The sequence below is a fragment of the Caulobacter sp. SL161 genome (assembly GCF_026672375.1).
Lineage (GTDB): Bacteria > Pseudomonadota > Alphaproteobacteria > Caulobacterales > Caulobacteraceae > Caulobacter.
Window position 1 is genome coordinate 3,572,854 of the sequence record NZ_JAPPRA010000001.1, and the last position, 14,779, is coordinate 3,587,632.

At 69.1% G+C, this 14,779-nt stretch carries 14 protein-coding genes and 1 pseudogene; 10 read left to right on the forward strand and 5 right to left on the reverse strand.

Features of this window, described 5'->3' with window-relative positions; all coding sequences use genetic code 11:
* Positions 1-112 precede the first annotated feature (112 nt).
* Positions 113-3,412, reverse strand: a complete 3,300-nt coding sequence (gene carB, locus OVA11_RS17620) for a carbamoyl-phosphate synthase large subunit (RefSeq protein WP_268068546.1) — start codon at positions 3,410-3,412, stop codon at positions 113-115.
* A 219-nt stretch (positions 3,413-3,631) separates the two neighbouring features.
* On the opposite strand from carB, the gene OVA11_RS17625 reads away from it, so the two are divergent.
* Positions 3,632-4,027 (forward strand): hypothetical protein, encoded by a 396-nt coding sequence (locus OVA11_RS17625; RefSeq protein ID WP_268068548.1) that lies wholly within the window; start codon positions 3,632-3,634, stop codon positions 4,025-4,027.
* Positions 4,028-4,053: 26 nt separating this feature from the next.
* On the opposite strand, the gene OVA11_RS17630 is transcribed toward OVA11_RS17625, so the two are convergent.
* Positions 4,054-4,698 (reverse strand): DUF2306 domain-containing protein, encoded by a 645-nt coding sequence (locus OVA11_RS17630; protein WP_268068549.1) that lies wholly within the window; start codon positions 4,696-4,698, stop codon positions 4,054-4,056.
* A gap of 108 nt (positions 4,699-4,806) precedes the next feature.
* On the opposite strand from OVA11_RS17630, the gene OVA11_RS17635 reads away from it, so the two are divergent.
* The gene (locus OVA11_RS17635) at positions 4,807-5,574 is read left to right on the forward strand and encodes a LytTR family DNA-binding domain-containing protein (RefSeq protein ID WP_268068551.1); all 768 of its coding nucleotides are present in this window, start codon (positions 4,807-4,809) and stop codon (positions 5,572-5,574) included.
* On the opposite strand, the gene OVA11_RS17640 is transcribed toward OVA11_RS17635, so the two are convergent.
* Together OVA11_RS17640 and OVA11_RS17645 are read right to left on the reverse strand one after the other, a co-directional pair.
* Complete coding sequence (locus tag OVA11_RS17640; protein ID WP_268068553.1) at positions 5,571-6,734, reverse strand: patatin-like phospholipase family protein; 1,164 nt, start codon at positions 6,732-6,734, stop codon at positions 5,571-5,573. The genes OVA11_RS17635 and OVA11_RS17640 overlap by 4 nt on opposite strands.
* Positions 6,735-6,866: 132 nt before the next feature.
* A complete protein-coding gene (locus OVA11_RS17645) occupies positions 6,867-7,076 on the reverse strand; it encodes a cold-shock protein (RefSeq protein WP_010920741.1) in 210 nt (69 codons plus the stop codon).
* Between the two features lie 342 nt (positions 7,077-7,418).
* On the opposite strand from OVA11_RS17645, the gene OVA11_RS17650 reads away from it, so the two are divergent.
* Both OVA11_RS17650 and OVA11_RS17655 read left to right on the forward strand, forming a co-directional pair.
* On the forward strand, positions 7,419-7,571 hold the full coding sequence (locus OVA11_RS17650) for a hypothetical protein (RefSeq protein WP_268068556.1): 153 nt from the start codon (positions 7,419-7,421) through the stop codon (positions 7,569-7,571).
* Positions 7,572-7,680: 109 nt separating this feature from the next.
* Positions 7,681-7,851: pseudogene (locus tag OVA11_RS17655) on the forward strand (hypothetical protein); the annotation flags it as partial.
* A gap of 71 nt (positions 7,852-7,922) precedes the next feature.
* On the opposite strand, the gene pgsA reads toward OVA11_RS17655, so the two are convergent.
* The gene (gene pgsA, locus OVA11_RS17660) at positions 7,923-8,540 is read right to left on the reverse strand and encodes a CDP-diacylglycerol--glycerol-3-phosphate 3-phosphatidyltransferase (RefSeq protein WP_268068557.1); all 618 of its coding nucleotides are present in this window, start codon (positions 8,538-8,540) and stop codon (positions 7,923-7,925) included.
* A gap of 161 nt (positions 8,541-8,701) precedes the next feature.
* On the opposite strand from pgsA, the gene OVA11_RS17665 reads away from it, so the two are divergent.
* From OVA11_RS17665 to OVA11_RS17690, 6 genes are all read left to right on the forward strand, one after another.
* Entirely contained in the window at positions 8,702-10,372 is a 1,671-nt protein-coding gene (locus OVA11_RS17665) for a sensor histidine kinase (RefSeq protein ID WP_268068558.1), read from the forward strand.
* The gene (locus tag OVA11_RS17670; protein ID WP_268068559.1) at positions 10,372-11,274 is read left to right on the forward strand and encodes a kinase; all 903 of its coding nucleotides are present in this window, start codon (positions 10,372-10,374) and stop codon (positions 11,272-11,274) included. The genes OVA11_RS17665 and OVA11_RS17670 overlap by 1 nt, the downstream gene beginning before the upstream one ends.
* Before the next feature lie 10 nt (positions 11,275-11,284).
* The gene (locus OVA11_RS17675) at positions 11,285-11,731 is read left to right on the forward strand and encodes a hypothetical protein (RefSeq protein WP_268068561.1); all 447 of its coding nucleotides are present in this window, start codon (positions 11,285-11,287) and stop codon (positions 11,729-11,731) included.
* 167 nt (positions 11,732-11,898) lie between these two features.
* Positions 11,899-12,996 carry a quinolinate synthase NadA gene (gene nadA / locus OVA11_RS17680; RefSeq protein ID WP_268068562.1) on the forward strand — a complete coding sequence of 366 codons (1,098 nt, stop codon included), beginning with the start codon at positions 11,899-11,901 and terminating at the stop codon, positions 12,994-12,996.
* Entirely contained in the window at positions 12,996-13,271 is a 276-nt protein-coding gene (locus OVA11_RS17685) for a hypothetical protein (protein WP_268068563.1), read from the forward strand. Before nadA ends, OVA11_RS17685 begins: the two co-directional genes overlap by 1 nt.
* Positions 13,261-14,778: an L-aspartate oxidase gene (locus tag OVA11_RS17690; protein ID WP_268068564.1), complete on the forward strand. Its 1,518-nt coding sequence runs from the start codon at positions 13,261-13,263 to the stop codon at positions 14,776-14,778. Before OVA11_RS17685 ends, OVA11_RS17690 begins: the two co-directional genes overlap by 11 nt.
* Position 14,779 lies beyond the last annotated feature (1 nt).

Below are 14,779 nucleotides of genomic sequence, written 5' to 3' on the forward strand. Positions count from 1 at the left end.
GCCGCCGCCCTCAAGCGCCTCGATCTGAAAGGGTGAAACCCCTCACCCTCCCATCCCGACATACGTCGAGACGGGCCCCTCCCTCTCTCAAAGAGAGAGGGATTTCAATGACCTACTCCGCCGCGTAGCTTTGCAGCGGACGCACGTCCAAGGCCTCGGCCGGAGCGCCGGCGATGGCCTGGGCCGCCGCCAGGGCGCCGGCGCTGGTGGTGTAGTACGGCACCTTCATCATCAGGGCCGTGCGGCGGATCTCGAAGCTGTCTTCCAGGGCCTGCTTGCCTTCGGTGGTGTTGAAGACGAGCTGCACGCCGCCGTTCTTCATCACGTCGACGATGTGCGGACGGCCCTCGAGGACCTTCTTCACATGCTCGACCTGGACGCCCTGGCTGGCGAGATAGGCTTGCGTGCCCTCGGTCGACAGCACCTTGAAGCCGGCCGCCTGCAGCAGCTTCACCGGCTCGACGATCCAGGGCTTGTCGCTTTCCTTGACCGAGACGAAGGCCGTGCCCTTGGTCGGCAGCTTCACGCCGCCGCCCAGCTGGCTCTTGGCGAAGGCGCGGGCGAAGGCCGGGCCCATGCTGGTCTCGCCGTCGCGCTTCCAATCGAGGCCCATGACCTCACCGGTCGAGCGCATTTCCGGGCCCAGCACCGTGTCGACACCGGCGAAGCGGGCGAACGGGAAGACCGCTTCCTTGACCGCGATGTGGTCGTAGGGAACGTCCTTCAGGCCAAAGCTGGCGAGCGTTTCGCCGGCCATGATCTTGGCGGCGATGGCGGCCACCGGCTGACCGATGGTCTTGGCCACGAACGGCACGGTGCGCGAGGCGCGCGGGTTCACTTCCAGCACATAGATGCGCGGGTTGTCGCTGTGCGGCTCTTCGATCGCGAACTGCACGTTCATCAGGCCGCGCACGTTGAGCGCCAGAGCCATCTGCACCGTCTGGCGCTTCAGCTCCTCGACCGTCTCGGCCTTCAGCGAGAAGGGCGGCATCGAACAGGCGCTGTCGCCCGAGTGGACGCCGGCTTCCTCGATGTGCTCCAGCACGCCGGCCACGAACACGTCCTTGCCGTCGCACAGGGCGTCGACATCGACCTCGGTGGCGCGGCTCAGATAGTGGTCCAGCAGGATCGGATGCTCGAGCGAGATCTCGCCGGCGCCGGCGATGTAGCGCTCCATGGCGTCATGGTCGCGGATGATCTCCATGCCGCGGCCGCCCAGCACGTAAGACGGACGCATCACGAACGGGAAGCCGATCTTCTCGCCTTCGGCGCGGGCCTCGTCCCAGCTGCGAGCGATGGCGTTTTCCGGCTGGGCGATGTTGAGGCCGTTCAGCAGCTGCTGGAAGCGCTCGCGGTCTTCGGCCAGGTCGATGGCGTCCGGGCTGGTGCCTAGGATCGGCACACCGGCCTCTTCCAGGGCGTGGGCCAGCTTCAGCGGGGTCTGGCCGCCGAACTGGACGATGACGCCGGCCAGCGTGCCCTTGCTCATCTCGACGTGCAGCAGCTCCAGCACGTCCTCGGCCGTCAGCGGCTCGAAGTACAGGCGGTCGGAGGTGTCGTAGTCGGTCGAGACGGTCTCGGGGTTGCAGTTGACCATGATCGACTCGACGCCGATCTGGTCCAGCGCGAACGCCGCGTGGCAGCAGCAATAGTCGAACTCGATGCCCTGGCCGATCCGGTTGGGCCCACCGCCCAGGATCACGGCCTTCTTGGCGGCCGACGGGTCGCTCTCGCACTCGGGGATCTGGCCCAGGGCGCCGAACTCGTAGGTCGAGTACATGTAGGGCGTCGAGGCCAGGAATTCGCCGGCGCAGCTGTCGATGCGCTTGAACACCGGGCGCACGTTCAGGGCCTGACGCGCGGCGCGCACGGCCTTTTCGGTCGATGCGGTCAGCTTGGCCAGGCGCGCGTCCGAGAAGCCTTGCGCCTTCAGTTCGCGGAAGCCCTGAGCGGTCTGCGGCAGGCCGCCGGCCTTCACCCAGCCTTCCTGGCGGACGATCTCGGCGATCTGGCGCAGGAACCAGGGCTCATAGCTGCAGGCGGCATTGACCTCGTCCACGGTCAGGCCGTGGCGGAAGGCCTGGGCGATGACGCGCAGGCGGTCGGGCGTGGGAACGCCCAGGGCCCGGATCACCGCCTCCTTGCCGTTGTCGGGATCATCGGCGCCGGCGATCTCGACCTCGTCGAAACCGGCGAGACCGGTCTCCAGACCGCGCAGGGCCTTCTGGACGCTTTCCTTGAAGGTGCGGCCGATGGCCATGACCTCGCCGACCGACTTCATGGCCGTGGTCAGCAGAGGCTCGCTGCCCGGATACTTCTCGAAGGCGAAGCGCGGGATCTTGGTGACCACATAGTCGATGCTGGGCTCGAACGAGGCCGGGGTCGCGCCGCCGGTGATGTCGTTCTTCAGCTCATCCAGGGTGTAGCCGACGGCCAGGCGCGCGGCGACCTTGGCGATCGGGAAGCCGGTGGCCTTCGAGGCCAGCGCCGACGAGCGCGACACGCGCGGGTTCATCTCGATGACGACCATGCGGCCGTCCTTCGGATTGACGGCGAACTGCACGTTCGAACCGCCGGTCTCAACGCCGATCTCGCGCAGCACGGCGATCGAGGCCGCGCGCATCCACTGGTATTCCTTGTCCGTCAGGGTCAGGGCCGGGGCGACGGTGATCGAGTCGCCGGTGTGGACGCCCATCGGATCGATGTTCTCGATCGAGCAGACGATGATGCAGTTGTCCGCCTTGTCGCGGACGACCTCCATCTCGTACTCCTTCCAGCCTAGGACGCTCTCTTCGACCAGCACCTCGGTGGTCGGCGAGAGGTCGAGACCGCGCTCGACGATCTCCTTGAACTCCTCGACATTGTAGGCGATGCCGCCGCCGGTGCCCGCCAGGGTGAAGGACGGACGGATGATCGCCGGCAGGCCGACGAACGCCAGCCCTTCCATGGCCTCTTCCAGCGTGTGGCAGGCGCGCGAGCGGGGCGATTCCAGGCCCAGCTTGTCCATGGCGTCGCGGAACTTCTGACGGTCCTCGGCCTTGTCGATGACCTCGGCCTTGGCGCCGATCATCTCGACCCCGAACTTCTCCAGCACGCCCTGCTCTTCCAGAGCGAGAGCCGTGTTCAGCGCGGTCTGGCCGCCCATGGTCGGCAGCAGCGCGTCGGGGCGCTCCTTCTCGATGATCTTGGCGACCATCTCAGGCGTGATCGGCTCGATATAGGTCGCATCCGCCACGTCCGGATCGGTCATGATCGTGGCGGGGTTGGAGTTGACCAGGATGATCCGGTAGCCCTCGGCGCGCAGCGCCTTACAGGCCTGGACGCCCGAATAGTCGAACTCACAGGCCTGACCGATGACGATCGGCCCCGCGCCGATGATCAGGATCGAGGAGATGTCTGTTCTCTTGGGCATGGCTAACTCGCGCAAAGACACGGTCGCGCACAACCACGCGCCCGCTGTCGACCATCTTGCAGGTTAAGGCGCCCGTGTAGAGACGGAGTCGGTTTGGCGCAACCCCGCATGTTGGCGCAAGGTTAAGGGGGCTCGCCAGCGAACCCGCCTCGCCGCGAAACTCCACCTTGACGCGTAGATGGCGTTAGACGCGTATGTGGCGCAAACAGGGGGTGGCGCATGGGCGAAGCGGCCAATCTGACCGGCATCTGGCAAGGTCTTTATTCCTATCCGCACGCCCTCGCGCCGGTTGCGTTCACCGCCACACTTCTGGACAGCGGGTGGCTTAGCGGGTCCATCCACGAGATCGCCGTGGGCGAAGACTATGTGCCCGTGCAGGTGTTCGCCACGATCCTGGGCCGCCACGAAGGCGGCGCGGTGCAGTTCACCAAGACCTATGATGGATCCAAGGCCGACTGGTCCCACGCCGTGCACTACGCCGGCGCCCTGAGCGAGGACGCGACCGAGATCCAGGGCCAATGGTCAATCCCTGGCGTTTGGTCCGGCAAGTTCCTGATGATCCGACCTGGGGGTCCCCGGGCGACGGTGCTTCGCGAGGCCTTCGAGACGGTCTAGCGACAGACCGCGAACTCTGGCCGCCATCACCCGCCCGCCGCCGGGCTGGGGCTGAGATTGCTGCGCGACGGGGCGGAGCTGGGGGCGGCGAACAGCCAGGCCTCGGCCAGCAGCAGGTTGGGAACCCAGCACAGGAAGGCGATGGCGCGATAGGCCTCGACGAAGGGCAGCGGCCCCATCGCGGCCAGCGGCAGGTAGAGGCGCAGGGTGACCGCCGCCAGGGTCAAGGCGAAGGAGCGGATCATCCAGGCGCGGTGCTCGGCGATGCGCCCCTGCACGGCCCGGCGCCAGGCCAGGGTCGTGGTCACGATCCAGGCTGCGCCCAGCAAGCCGAAACCGGCGGTGGCGATCGGTCCGGCCGTCGCGCCCAGGGCCAAGGCGACGCCGCCCACGCCGCCCGACAGGCAGCCCAGGACGTACACACGGCCCAGCAGCCGATGAGCGCGCGGCCAGCGCGCGCGGACCCCCGCCAGCATCTGGAAGGGCCCGACCAGCAGGGCGGTCGCCGCGCCGGCCACATGCAGGAAGAGGAACGGATCGACAAACCGGTTGGCCATCACATTCGGCGCCAAGGGGCCGATCCGGGGCAGGTAGCGATAGGCGGTCAGGGCGACCACGAGGCTGAGGATCATCATCAGCAGCCAGGCGGGACGGGTCAGGGTTTTCGGCATGGTTGGGCTCCGGTTTCGAGCCGAGATTGCAAGGGCCGCGACGCCGCGCTACGCCAACCGCGTGAGCGGCGCCTATTCTGCGCGAACGGCGCCAGGGGCGGATGATCGATGAGTTTGACGGATCGCCAGGGCGCGCTGAAGCGGCTGGCCATCGACCTGCTGCTGCTGACCGTGCTGGGTCTGGTGCTGGGCGTGCTGTCGCCTTTCGGCACCGCGCAGCTGTCTCCCGGAGAGCGCTTCATCTACTGGCTGCTGTCGATCGTCGGCGGCGGCCTGATCGGCGTGGCGGTCGACGAAGGGCTGGGGCGCCGGATCGACGGCTTTGCGCGCCGCCTCCTGGTGGTGACCACGGTCATGACGCCGATGGTCGTTGTCTGGGTGGGGCTGATCGAACTGATCTTCGGCCATCAGGCGTTCCGGCTGCCGCCGGTCCTGTGGTTTCGCGTCTGGGTGATCAGCGGCCTGGTCATGACCGTGCGGATCCTGGCCTGGCGCAAGCCGCCGACGCCCGCCCCGACGGTCGAGACCCGGGTCGTCGTGGCCCCGCCCCTGCCCGAGGCCGAAGCCGCCTTCCGCCAGCGCCTGTCGTCCAAGCGACGCACAGCCCGGCTGATCGCCGTCGAGGCGCATGACCACTATCTGCGGGTCCATACCGATGCGGGCGTCGAGCTTCTGACCCTGCGGTTCTCGGACGCGCTCGCCGAGCTGGCCGGCGCCCACGGCTTCCAGACCCACCGCTCCTGGTGGGTGGCCGGCGAGGCGATCCAGGCGGCGCAGTGGCGGCGCGGCGCGGGCGAGCTAAGCCTGGCCGGGGATCTCGTGGCGCCGGTCAGCCGCCGACACGCCCCGACCCTGCGGGCGGCCGGCTGGCTCTAACCCGGCGCCTGAGCCTCGCGCGCCGGATCCGCCGGCGCCGCCCACGCGCCGCCGGACTTGCCCAGGTCGTAGCCCAGCGTGAACAGCGCCCGGCGGCCTTCCGAGGCGAAGTCCAGCCCCGAGAAGTCGCCCTTGGCGTCGTCGGGGATGGCCGTGTAGCGGAACACCCCGCCGTTGCGCCGGGTGAAGGCGGCGTTGGCCGTCAGGTGGGTGCGCAACTGGGCCTTGTTCATGGCGATCCACGAGCGCCCCAGGATCGACAGGGTGTCGCCCTTGGTGAAGCCGAAGCCGCCGTCGATCTGGCCGTTGACGATCACCGACACCTCGCCCGGCCCCGTCTGGTCGCGACCGGGCAGGATCGACAGCAGCAAGGTCTCGGGCGCGACGAAGAACGGCGTCGTGACGCTGCCGTCGACATGCATCTCCGAGAGCTTGCGGTCGCCGCCTTCGACCTCGATCAGGATTGGCGGAAAGACGCCCGGAATGGCCGCCGAGGCCACCAGGACGTCGCGAAACAGCTGCAGGGCCGCCGCGTCGCCGCGCGAGGCGATCGCGCCCATGTCCCAGATCATGGTCTCTTCGGTGTCGAGATTGGTGGTGGCGATCATCAGCCGCCGCCCCTTGGCGTGCTCGACCGCGATCGCATACAGCAGCGGTGGGTCGACATAATTGGCCACCAGATCCCGCAGGGCGTGGTTGCGGAAAATGCTGGGATTGAAGAACAGGTCCAGCCCCCGCTTTTCCAGGATCCGGTCGGCGGCGTCGCTGGTGTAGGCCTCGGTCAGGCGGCGGTCCCAGTCCTTGCCCAGATAGGCGAAGGGCGCGGTCAGGGCTCCGGTCGAGACGCCGGTGACGATGTCGAAGTCGGGGCGGTCGCCCGCCGCCGTCCACCCCACCAGGATGCCCGCTCCATAGGCTCCGTTCGAGCCGCCGCCCGAGATCGCCAGCACATTGACCTTGCGGCCGGCGGTATGGTCGTGGACCTCCTGCGCGAACTTCAGGCCCGCAGCGGGGTCGGCGGCGCTGAACCGCACGTCCGAGAGGCCCTGCGGCGCGGCCGCGCCGATGTCCTGCGCCGTAAAGGCTTCGCGCGACACCGTCCCGCAGGCCGACAGCACAAGTCCGACCATCAAGGCGGCCAGAACGCGAAAGGCCCGCATGGAAAGCATCTCCGAAACGGCTCGAGCGATGATTAGCCGCCGCGCGCCTTCAAGGGAATTGCCCCAAACGAAAACAGGCCGGCGCAAGCGCCGGCCTGTCATAGTCTCGAACCCGTAGGCTCGCTGCGGGCTTTAGGCCGCTTGCAGCTGGCCGGCCGAGGTCTTGCCGCTGCGGCGGTCGACTTCGGGCTCGTACGAGATCTTCTGGCCTTCGTTCAGCGAACCCAGGCCCGAGCGCTCAACGGCCGAGATGTGGACGAAGATGTCCGCGCCGCCGTTGTCGGGTTGGATGAAGCCGAAGCCCTTGGTGGAGTTGAACCACTTCACGGTTCCAGTCGCCATGGGGATGTTCCTTGTAGGCATAGGTGTTCGTCGTCCGGAACGCCCGGTCGACGATCAAATTTCGTTGGAAGTTCGGTAGGCGCGTCCGGCGCTCCTGGTCCAGGAGCAAGGAAAAGCAGGCCGAGCGGCAGCGAATTCGATACAACCATAAACAGGATTTTTCTGGGGATATCAAGAGAAATACCGTCGCAGGTCTTTTTGCTGATTTCTCCAGATCGCGAATTCTGTCGAGAATATTTCCCTAGCAGCCCTTGCCGCCCGGCGCCGCGCGAGCCCTTAAGGGCCTTGCCAGACTCCTTTTTGCAATTCATTCTCAACTGCATCATCGCGAAGGAGACGACGATGGTTCTGCGAATGACCGGCGCCAGTTGGCTGGCCGCCATGATGCGGGTCGAGCGTGAGGAGAGCGGCGAGCTGAACGACGACGCCTGGCTGCTGTTTGGCCCCAGCGACCCGGCGGTGGTCGAGCGCCGGGAGCCGTCTTCGGACGAGTAACGCGCCGGCCGGGCTCTGCCGCTCTGTCACGAAAGGGGCGCCCCGAAGCTACGCCTCCGGAAAACGAGCGAGGCCAAAACGCGTTCAGCGGGATGGGGCGGCTGGCGAAGGTCGAGCTTCTGGATGGGACCGTACGGTTGCTTTCGACCCTGGTCGGACGCTCGGAAAATCCTCCCCCCAGAGGGGGAGGAGGCCGAAGGCCGGAGGGGGAAGTGCTGCCGAGCCGGCTTCTTCCCCCTCCGTCGGCTTCGCCGACACCTCCCCCGCTTGGGGGAGGATTTGGTCCGCATTCCACCCCTAGCAGCCCGCGGCAAGGTCCTGTTCCGACCCCAGCCGCCCCGCCCTGAACGTCTAGGTCAGCGCCTTGCGGGCCGCTTCCCAGTATTGCGCGCCGGTGACCAGGGTGACCGCAGTGGCCAGCCACAGCAGGCCGTGGGCGATGAGCGTGAACCCGCCGACCAGGGCCGGCTCGGGCGGAAGGCCAAAGGCGCTCCACGAGGCCAGGATCATCTCGGCGCCGATCGCCACCAGCTGCAGGGTGGTCTTCCACTTGGCCAGCAGGGTCACCGGCAGCTTGACGCCCTTGCCCGCCCCGACCTCGCGCAGGGCGCTGACGGTGAACTCCCGGAACAGGATCAGGCCGGCCGGCAGTACGACCATGGGGTTGGGGCCCAGGGCCATCAGGCCCAGGAGCGCGCCGCAGACCAGGATCTTGTCGCCGATCGGGTCGAGGATCGCCCCCCAGACGCTGACCGCGTCCAGCTTGCGCGCCAGCCAGCCGTCGACGAAGTCGGTCACCGCCGCCACCACGAAGGCGTAGAAGGCCCAGCGCTCCAGACGAAACTGGGTCTCGGCCGTCAGCTGCTCGCTGACATAAGGCACGGCCCCGGCCGCCGCCGCCAGGGCGATGAACATGAACAGCGCCATGACGAGGCGCGAGCTGGTCAGGATGTTGGGCAACGCTTTCATGCGCGCTTCATAACGCACAAACCGGCCGAAGGGATACCGGCCGCGGCCGGTTCGGGCGCGTTAACCACGCTGGGGGATTTTTCGGACGCGGGACGCGACTCGCTCCGATATACAAAACCGGAGAGCGACACGGCGCTCTTGTCGATGCGGGCGCGCCAGGCATGCCAGGGCTCGAAACGGCGGAACACGGCCTGCGCCGGCGCGTCAGCTCGGTGCGTGGCCGCTTGGTGCTTCTGACCGTCAGCCTGTTGGTTCCGGCCCTGCTGGCGATGGGCTTCCTGCTGGCCGGCGCCGATCGCGAGTCGCGCGGACGCCTTTACCAGCAGCTGCTGACCACCGCCCGCGCGCTGAACGGCGCCGTCGACCGCCAGGCCGCCACCGGGATCTCGGTCGCCGAGACCCTGGCCACCGACGAGGCCCTTCTCGCCGGCGACTGGGCTGGGTTCCACGCCCGGGCGCGACGGGCCATGGAGCGCCGCACAGGCTGGATCGTCGTGGCCGACGCCAACGGCCAGCAGGTGCTCAACACCCTGGTTCCCTATGGCCGTCGCCTGCCCCGCATCCAGCGCACGCCCGAAGAGACCAAGGCTTTTCTGGCCGGGCGCAGCAAGGTCTCGGACCTGCTGGCCGGCCCTGTCGCCGGCACGCCGGTGATCACGGTCGGCACGCCGATCACCGTCAAGGGCCAGTTCTATGTGCTGTCCTATGTGGTGGACGCCGCGTCGTTCACCTCGGTGTTCCGCCAGCAGCGGGTGCCGGACACCTGGGTGGCGACCCTGCTGGACAACCGGCAGCAGGTGATCGCCCGCTCGCGGCTCAATGAGAAGTTCACCGGCGCCCAGGCCTCGGCCGACATGACCGAGAACCTGCGCCACTCCGCCGAGGGGGTGAACAAGAGCACCTCCCTGGAAGGCGTTCCGACCAGGGTCGCCTACACCCGCTCGCCACAGACGGGCTGGACCCTGGTGGTGTCCATTCCGCGCAAGGAGCTGGCCAGCACCGTCAATCGCTCGGTCGCGGTCGGCACCGGGATCTTCCTGCTGCTCCTGGTGCTGGGCTTGTGGCTGGCGCTGGTCTATTCGCGGCGGATCAACCGCGACATGCGCCGGCTGGTGCGCGACGCCTCGGCGATCGGGCGCGGCGAGTCGCTGCAGCCGGCGCCCCGCGACAGCCTGGAGGAGATCGCCGCCGTTCACGCCGCCCTGCTGACCGCCTCGGAGGAGCTGAAGGCCCGCGAGGAACGCCAGGGCGTGATGATCAACGAGCTGAACCACCGGGTGAAGAACACGCTGGCCACGGTGCAGGCCCTGGCCCGCCAGACCTTCGCCAAGGTCGACGGCGCGCCGCTGGGCGTCTTTACCGATCGTCTGATCGCCCTGTCCGGCGCCCATGATCTCCTGACCCGCACCGGCTGGCGCGAGGCCGACATGGCCGCGCTGATAGAGGCCAGCCTCGGCGCGCATGGCGATCGCGTGGATCGCGAGGGTCCCACCGTCGCCCTGGCCCCGCATACGGCCGTCGGCCTGTCGATGGTGTTCCACGAACTGGCCACCAACAGCGCCAAGTACGGCGCGCTGTCGGCGCCGGGCGGGCGCGTGGCCCTGACCTGGCGGCGCGATCCGGTCAGCGACACCCTGTTCTTCACCTGGCGGGACGTCGGCGGCCCGCAGGTCATCCCGCCCGCCTCGCTGGGCTTTGGCACCCGCCTGATCGAAAGCTCCATCCGGCGCGAGCAGAAGGGTCAGGCCCGCTTCGACTTCCTGCCCGACGGCCTGGTGTTCGAGGCCTCGCTGCCGCTGCCCGAGGCGGTGCGCTGGAGCAATCCGCTCTGATGGCCCCGTCGCCGGCCGATACGGCCGCCGCCTTGGCGCGCTTCATCGATCAGGAACGCCTGCCGCCCGCCTTCGCCGCCCTGGCCCAGCGCCTGCACCAGCCCCTGGCCGCGCGGATCGCCGAGTGGGCGCAGGGGCGGGACGAGCCGCTGGTCGTCGGGGTCTGCGGTCCCCAGGGCTCGGGCAAGTCGACCCTGGCCGCGCTGCTGGCTCGACTGCTGGCGGACCGGGGCCTGCGGACGGCGCCCCTCTCGCTCGACGATCTTTACCTGCCGCGCGCCGCGCGAGAGCGCCTGGCCCGCGAGGTCCATCCGCTGCTGCGGACACGCGGGGTTCCCGGCACGCACGACCCGGCGCTGGGGCTGGCGGTGCTGGACGCCCTGGCGCGGCCGGGCCCGACGCCGCTGCCGCGCTTCGACAAGGCCGCCGACGACCGCGCGCCGCAGGCCGACTGGCCGATCTTCGATGGCCCCGCCGATGTCGTCTTGCTGGAAGGCTGGTGCGTGGGCGCCCGCCCGCAGTCGCCCGAGGCCCTCGCCGCGCCCGTCAACGCCCTGGAGGCCGCCGAAGACCCGGACGGCGCCTGGCGCGCCTTCGCCAACGACGCCCTGGCGGGCCCCTACCGCGCCCTCTTCGACCGCATCGACCGCCTGGTGCTGCTGACCGCGCCGGACTTCGCGACCGTCCGCGCCTGGCGGGGCGAGCAGGAGCTCAAGCTGCGCTCGCGCCTGGCCGCCGAGGGCCGCAACGCCGCGCGGACCATGGACGCCGCCGCCCTTGACCGTTTCCTGGCGCACTATCAGCGCCTGACCGAATGGATCGCCCAGGATCTGCCCGCGATCGCCGACATCGCCGTCACCCTGGACGCCCACCGATGGCCCGCCAAGACGCGCGGCCTATAGTGGCCCGGCCATGACCGCCTTCTCCAACGCCGACATCGCCGCGCTCGCCCGGCGCCTGCTGGACCACAGCCTGCCCAAGGCCGAGTGGACCCACGCCGCCCACCTGACCGCCACCCTGCGGCTGGTGCGCACGCGCAATGCGGACCTGGAGCGGGACTTGCCCAACATCATCCGCACCTACAATGTCGCGGTCGGCGGGGTGAACGACGACAAGAGCGGCTATCACGAGACCATCACCCAGGCCTATCTGGCCGCGATCCGCGCTTTCGACGCCGCCCTGCCACCCGGTCTGGACGACGCCGAGGCCGCCCGCCGGCTGATGGCCTCCGCGCTCGGCGACAAGGATTGGCCGCTGACCCATTGGTCCCGCGAGCGCCTGTTCTCGCCGGAAGCGCGCCTGGGCTGGGTCGATCCGGACCTGCGCCCGCTGGACTATCCGCCGGCGACCACGGGCTGAGATACGACGGATTTGCAATCGCGGCCGTGGACGGCTATATGTGAATTATCAGTTATGCTCATTTTCAGCATAACCCCGACGCCGGAACCCGACTGGAACGATCGTGACGGTCCCGGCGTTTTTTTGAGGCCCTGGAAATGCTCACTTTGAGCATAACGGAGGATCAGATGGCCGACGGGTTCGCTCCCGCCCCCTTCAACGGGGTCTTCACGCCCGAGATCGAGGCGCAGACCGCGCCCGTCTGGGAGAAGGTCAAGCACCACGTCACCCCGATGGAGTGGCGCACGCAGGCGCCGCTGATCGTCGAGATCAACCGCCTCAAGCGCGAGAAGAACGCCGCCATCCTGGCCCACAACTACATGACGCCGGACATCTTCCACGGCGTGGGCGACTTCGTGGGCGACAGCCTCGCGCTCGCCAAGGAGGCCGCCAAGAGCGACGCCCAGATCATCGTCCAGGCGGGCGTGCACTTCATGGCCGAGACCAGCAAGGTCCTGAGCCCTGAGAAGAAGATCCTGATCCCCGACCTGAAGGCCGGCTGCAGCCTCGCCTCCTCGATCACCGGCGCCGACGTGCGACTGATCAAGCAGCGCTATCCGGGCGTGCCGGTCGTCACCTACGTCAACACCACCGCCGACGTGAAGGCTGAGACCGACATCTGCTGCACCAGCGCCAACGCCGTGCAGGTGGTCGAGTGGGCCGCAAAGGAATGGGGGACCGACAAGGTCATCCTGATCCCCGACGAGTTCCTGGCCCGCAACGTCGCCCGCCAGACGGACGTCAAGATCATCGCCTGGGCCGGCCACTGCGAAGTCCACAAGCGCTTCACCGCCCAGGACATCGCCGACATGCGGTCGGCCTGGCCCGGCGCCGAAGTGCTGGCTCACCCCGAGTGCCCGGCCGAGATCCTGGAAGCCGCCGACTTCGCCGGCTCCACGGCCGCCATGAACGACTATGTCGCCGCCAAGAAGCCGGCCCAGGTGGTGCTGATCACCGAGTGCTCGATGGCCAGCAACGTCCAGGCCGAAAGCCCCGCGACCCAGTTCATCGGCCCCTGCAACATGTGCCCGCACATGAAGCGGATCACGCTGCAGAACATCTACGACGCTCTGGTGCACGAGCAGTACGAGGTCACCGTCGACGCCGAGGTCCTCGACCGCGCGCGTCTGGCTGTCCAGCGGATGATCGACCTGCCGCCCCCGGCCGTTCCGGCGCGGTACGACCTGGTGAAGGCCAAGCATCACGTGGATGTGGAGCTGATTTAGTGCGGCCGAAGTCGGTCAGCGAACTAGAGGCTTGGCTGGCAGCGCAAGGCGGTGACCAGACCTATTTCTGCTTCGATGACTGCCATCTGGCCTACGACGCCTACTGCCTGACGCCCCGCGCGACCAAAGCCGGGACTGTCTGGGAGACCTATTACACGGAGGGACGAGGTCAGGCCGACCTGCGGACCTTCGCCGATGAAGCCACCGCCTGCGCCTACTTTCTGTCCTGGGTCGAAGATCAAGGACTGGCTCGGAAAGCGACCAATGACGCTTGAGACGCTCACCTTCGACGGCCCCGTCATCCTCGGCGCAGGCCTGGCCGGTCTCACCGCCGCGCTCGCCGCGAAGACGGCGTTCGTCCTGTCGCCGACGCCGCTGGCCACCGGCTGCTCCAGCGCCTGGGCGCAGGGCGGCATGGCCGCAGCGCTGTCGGGCGACGACACACCCGCGCTCCACGCCGCCGACACGATCGCGGCGGGCGCGGGTCTGTGCGACCCCGAAGCTGTCGACCTCCTCACCCGCGAGGGCCCGCAGGCCGTGCGTGACCTCGCCGCCCTCGGCGCGCCGTTCGATCGCAAGGCTGACCATGGCTTCGTGCTCAGCCTCGAGGCCGCCCACTCGGCCGCCCGCGTCGCCCGGGTCGGCGGCGACGGGGCCGGCGCGGCGATCATGGCCGCCGTCGTGGCGGCGGTCCGCGCCACACCGGGCATCGAGGTCCGCGAAAACGCCCGCGCTCGCCGCCTGTTGCAGGACGTGAGCGGCCGCGTCGTCGGCGTGCTGGCCGATGTCGACGGCGCCCTGGTCGAGATCCGCTCGACCGCCGTGATCCTGGCCACCGGCGGCGTCGGCGGGCTCTACGCCGTGACCACTACGCCCGCCCAGGTTCGCGGCGAGGGCCTCGGCCTAGCCGCCCTGGCCGGGGCGATGATCGCCGATCCGGAGTTCGTGCAGTTCCACCCCACCGCCATCGACATCGGCCGCGACCCCGCGCCCCTGGCCACCGAGGCCCTGCGCGGCGAGGGCGCGATCCTGCGTAATGCTGATGGCAAGGCCTTCATGGCCGACTACCACCCGGCCAAGGAGCTGGCGCCGCGCGACGTCGTCGCCCGCGCGATCCACGCCGAGCGCACGGCCGGGCGCGGCGCGTTCCTCGACGCGACGCAGGCCGTCGGGGCGCACTTCCCCCATGAGTTCCCGGCCGTGTTCGAGACCTGCATGAGCGCGGGGATCGACCCGCGCCGGCAGATGATCCCGGTCACGCCCGCCGTGCACTACCATATGGGCGGGGTCGCCACCGACCTTGACGGCCGCGCCAGCCTGCCGGGCCTCTACGCCGCCGGCGAGTGCGCCTCGACCGGCGTCCAGGGCGCCAACCGCCTGGCCTCCAACAGCCTCTTGGAAGCGGCCGTGTTCGGCGCCCGAGCCGGTCGTGCGGCGGCGGCGGAGAGGACGCCCGGCGGCGAGCCGATTGACCTCACGCCCCTGCCCGACCTGCCCGACGCCGCCCTCCAGACCCTGCGACAGGCCATGAGCCGCGACGCCGGGGTGCTGCGCGAGGCGGCGGGTCTGGCGCGGCTGCTGACCCAGGTCGAGGCGCTGGAGGCCGCCTACGGCCCCTGCCCCACCGTGGTCGCCGCGCGCCTGATCGTCGACGGCGCCCTGGCCCGCCGCGAAAGCCGAGGCGGCCACTACCGCTCGGACTTCCCGGCGACCGGCGAGGCCGTCCGCACCTTCGTCACGCTGGCCGGCGCCGACGCGGCGCTGCGCTACGCCGCCGAGTGAT

Excerpts from the sequence above, each read along its gene's own strand:
- carB (WP_268068546.1), bottom strand. The coding sequence starts at position 3,412 with ATGCCCAAGAGAACAGACATCTCCTCGATCCTGATCATCGGCGCGGGG.
- OVA11_RS17625 (WP_268068548.1), top strand. The coding sequence starts at position 3,632 with ATGGGCGAAGCGGCCAATCTGACCGGCATCTGGCAAGGTCTTTATTCC.
- OVA11_RS17630 (WP_268068549.1), bottom strand. The coding sequence starts at position 4,698 with ATGCCGAAAACCCTGACCCGTCCCGCCTGGCTGCTGATGATGATCCTC.
- OVA11_RS17635 (WP_268068551.1), top strand. The coding sequence starts at position 4,807 with ATGAGTTTGACGGATCGCCAGGGCGCGCTGAAGCGGCTGGCCATCGAC.
- OVA11_RS17640 (WP_268068553.1), bottom strand. The coding sequence starts at position 6,734 with ATGCGGGCCTTTCGCGTTCTGGCCGCCTTGATGGTCGGACTTGTGCTG.
- OVA11_RS17645 (WP_010920741.1), bottom strand. The coding sequence starts at position 7,076 with ATGGCGACTGGAACCGTGAAGTGGTTCAACTCCACCAAGGGCTTCGGC.
- OVA11_RS17650 (WP_268068556.1), top strand. The coding sequence starts at position 7,419 with ATGGTTCTGCGAATGACCGGCGCCAGTTGGCTGGCCGCCATGATGCGG.
- pgsA (WP_268068557.1), bottom strand. The coding sequence starts at position 8,540 with ATGAAAGCGTTGCCCAACATCCTGACCAGCTCGCGCCTCGTCATGGCG.
- OVA11_RS17665 (WP_268068558.1), top strand. The coding sequence starts at position 8,702 with ATGCCAGGGCTCGAAACGGCGGAACACGGCCTGCGCCGGCGCGTCAGC.
- OVA11_RS17670 (WP_268068559.1), top strand. The coding sequence starts at position 10,372 with ATGGCCCCGTCGCCGGCCGATACGGCCGCCGCCTTGGCGCGCTTCATC.
- OVA11_RS17675 (WP_268068561.1), top strand. The coding sequence starts at position 11,285 with ATGACCGCCTTCTCCAACGCCGACATCGCCGCGCTCGCCCGGCGCCTG.
- nadA (WP_268068562.1), top strand. The coding sequence starts at position 11,899 with ATGGCCGACGGGTTCGCTCCCGCCCCCTTCAACGGGGTCTTCACGCCC.
- OVA11_RS17690 (WP_268068564.1), top strand. The coding sequence starts at position 13,261 with ATGACGCTTGAGACGCTCACCTTCGACGGCCCCGTCATCCTCGGCGCA.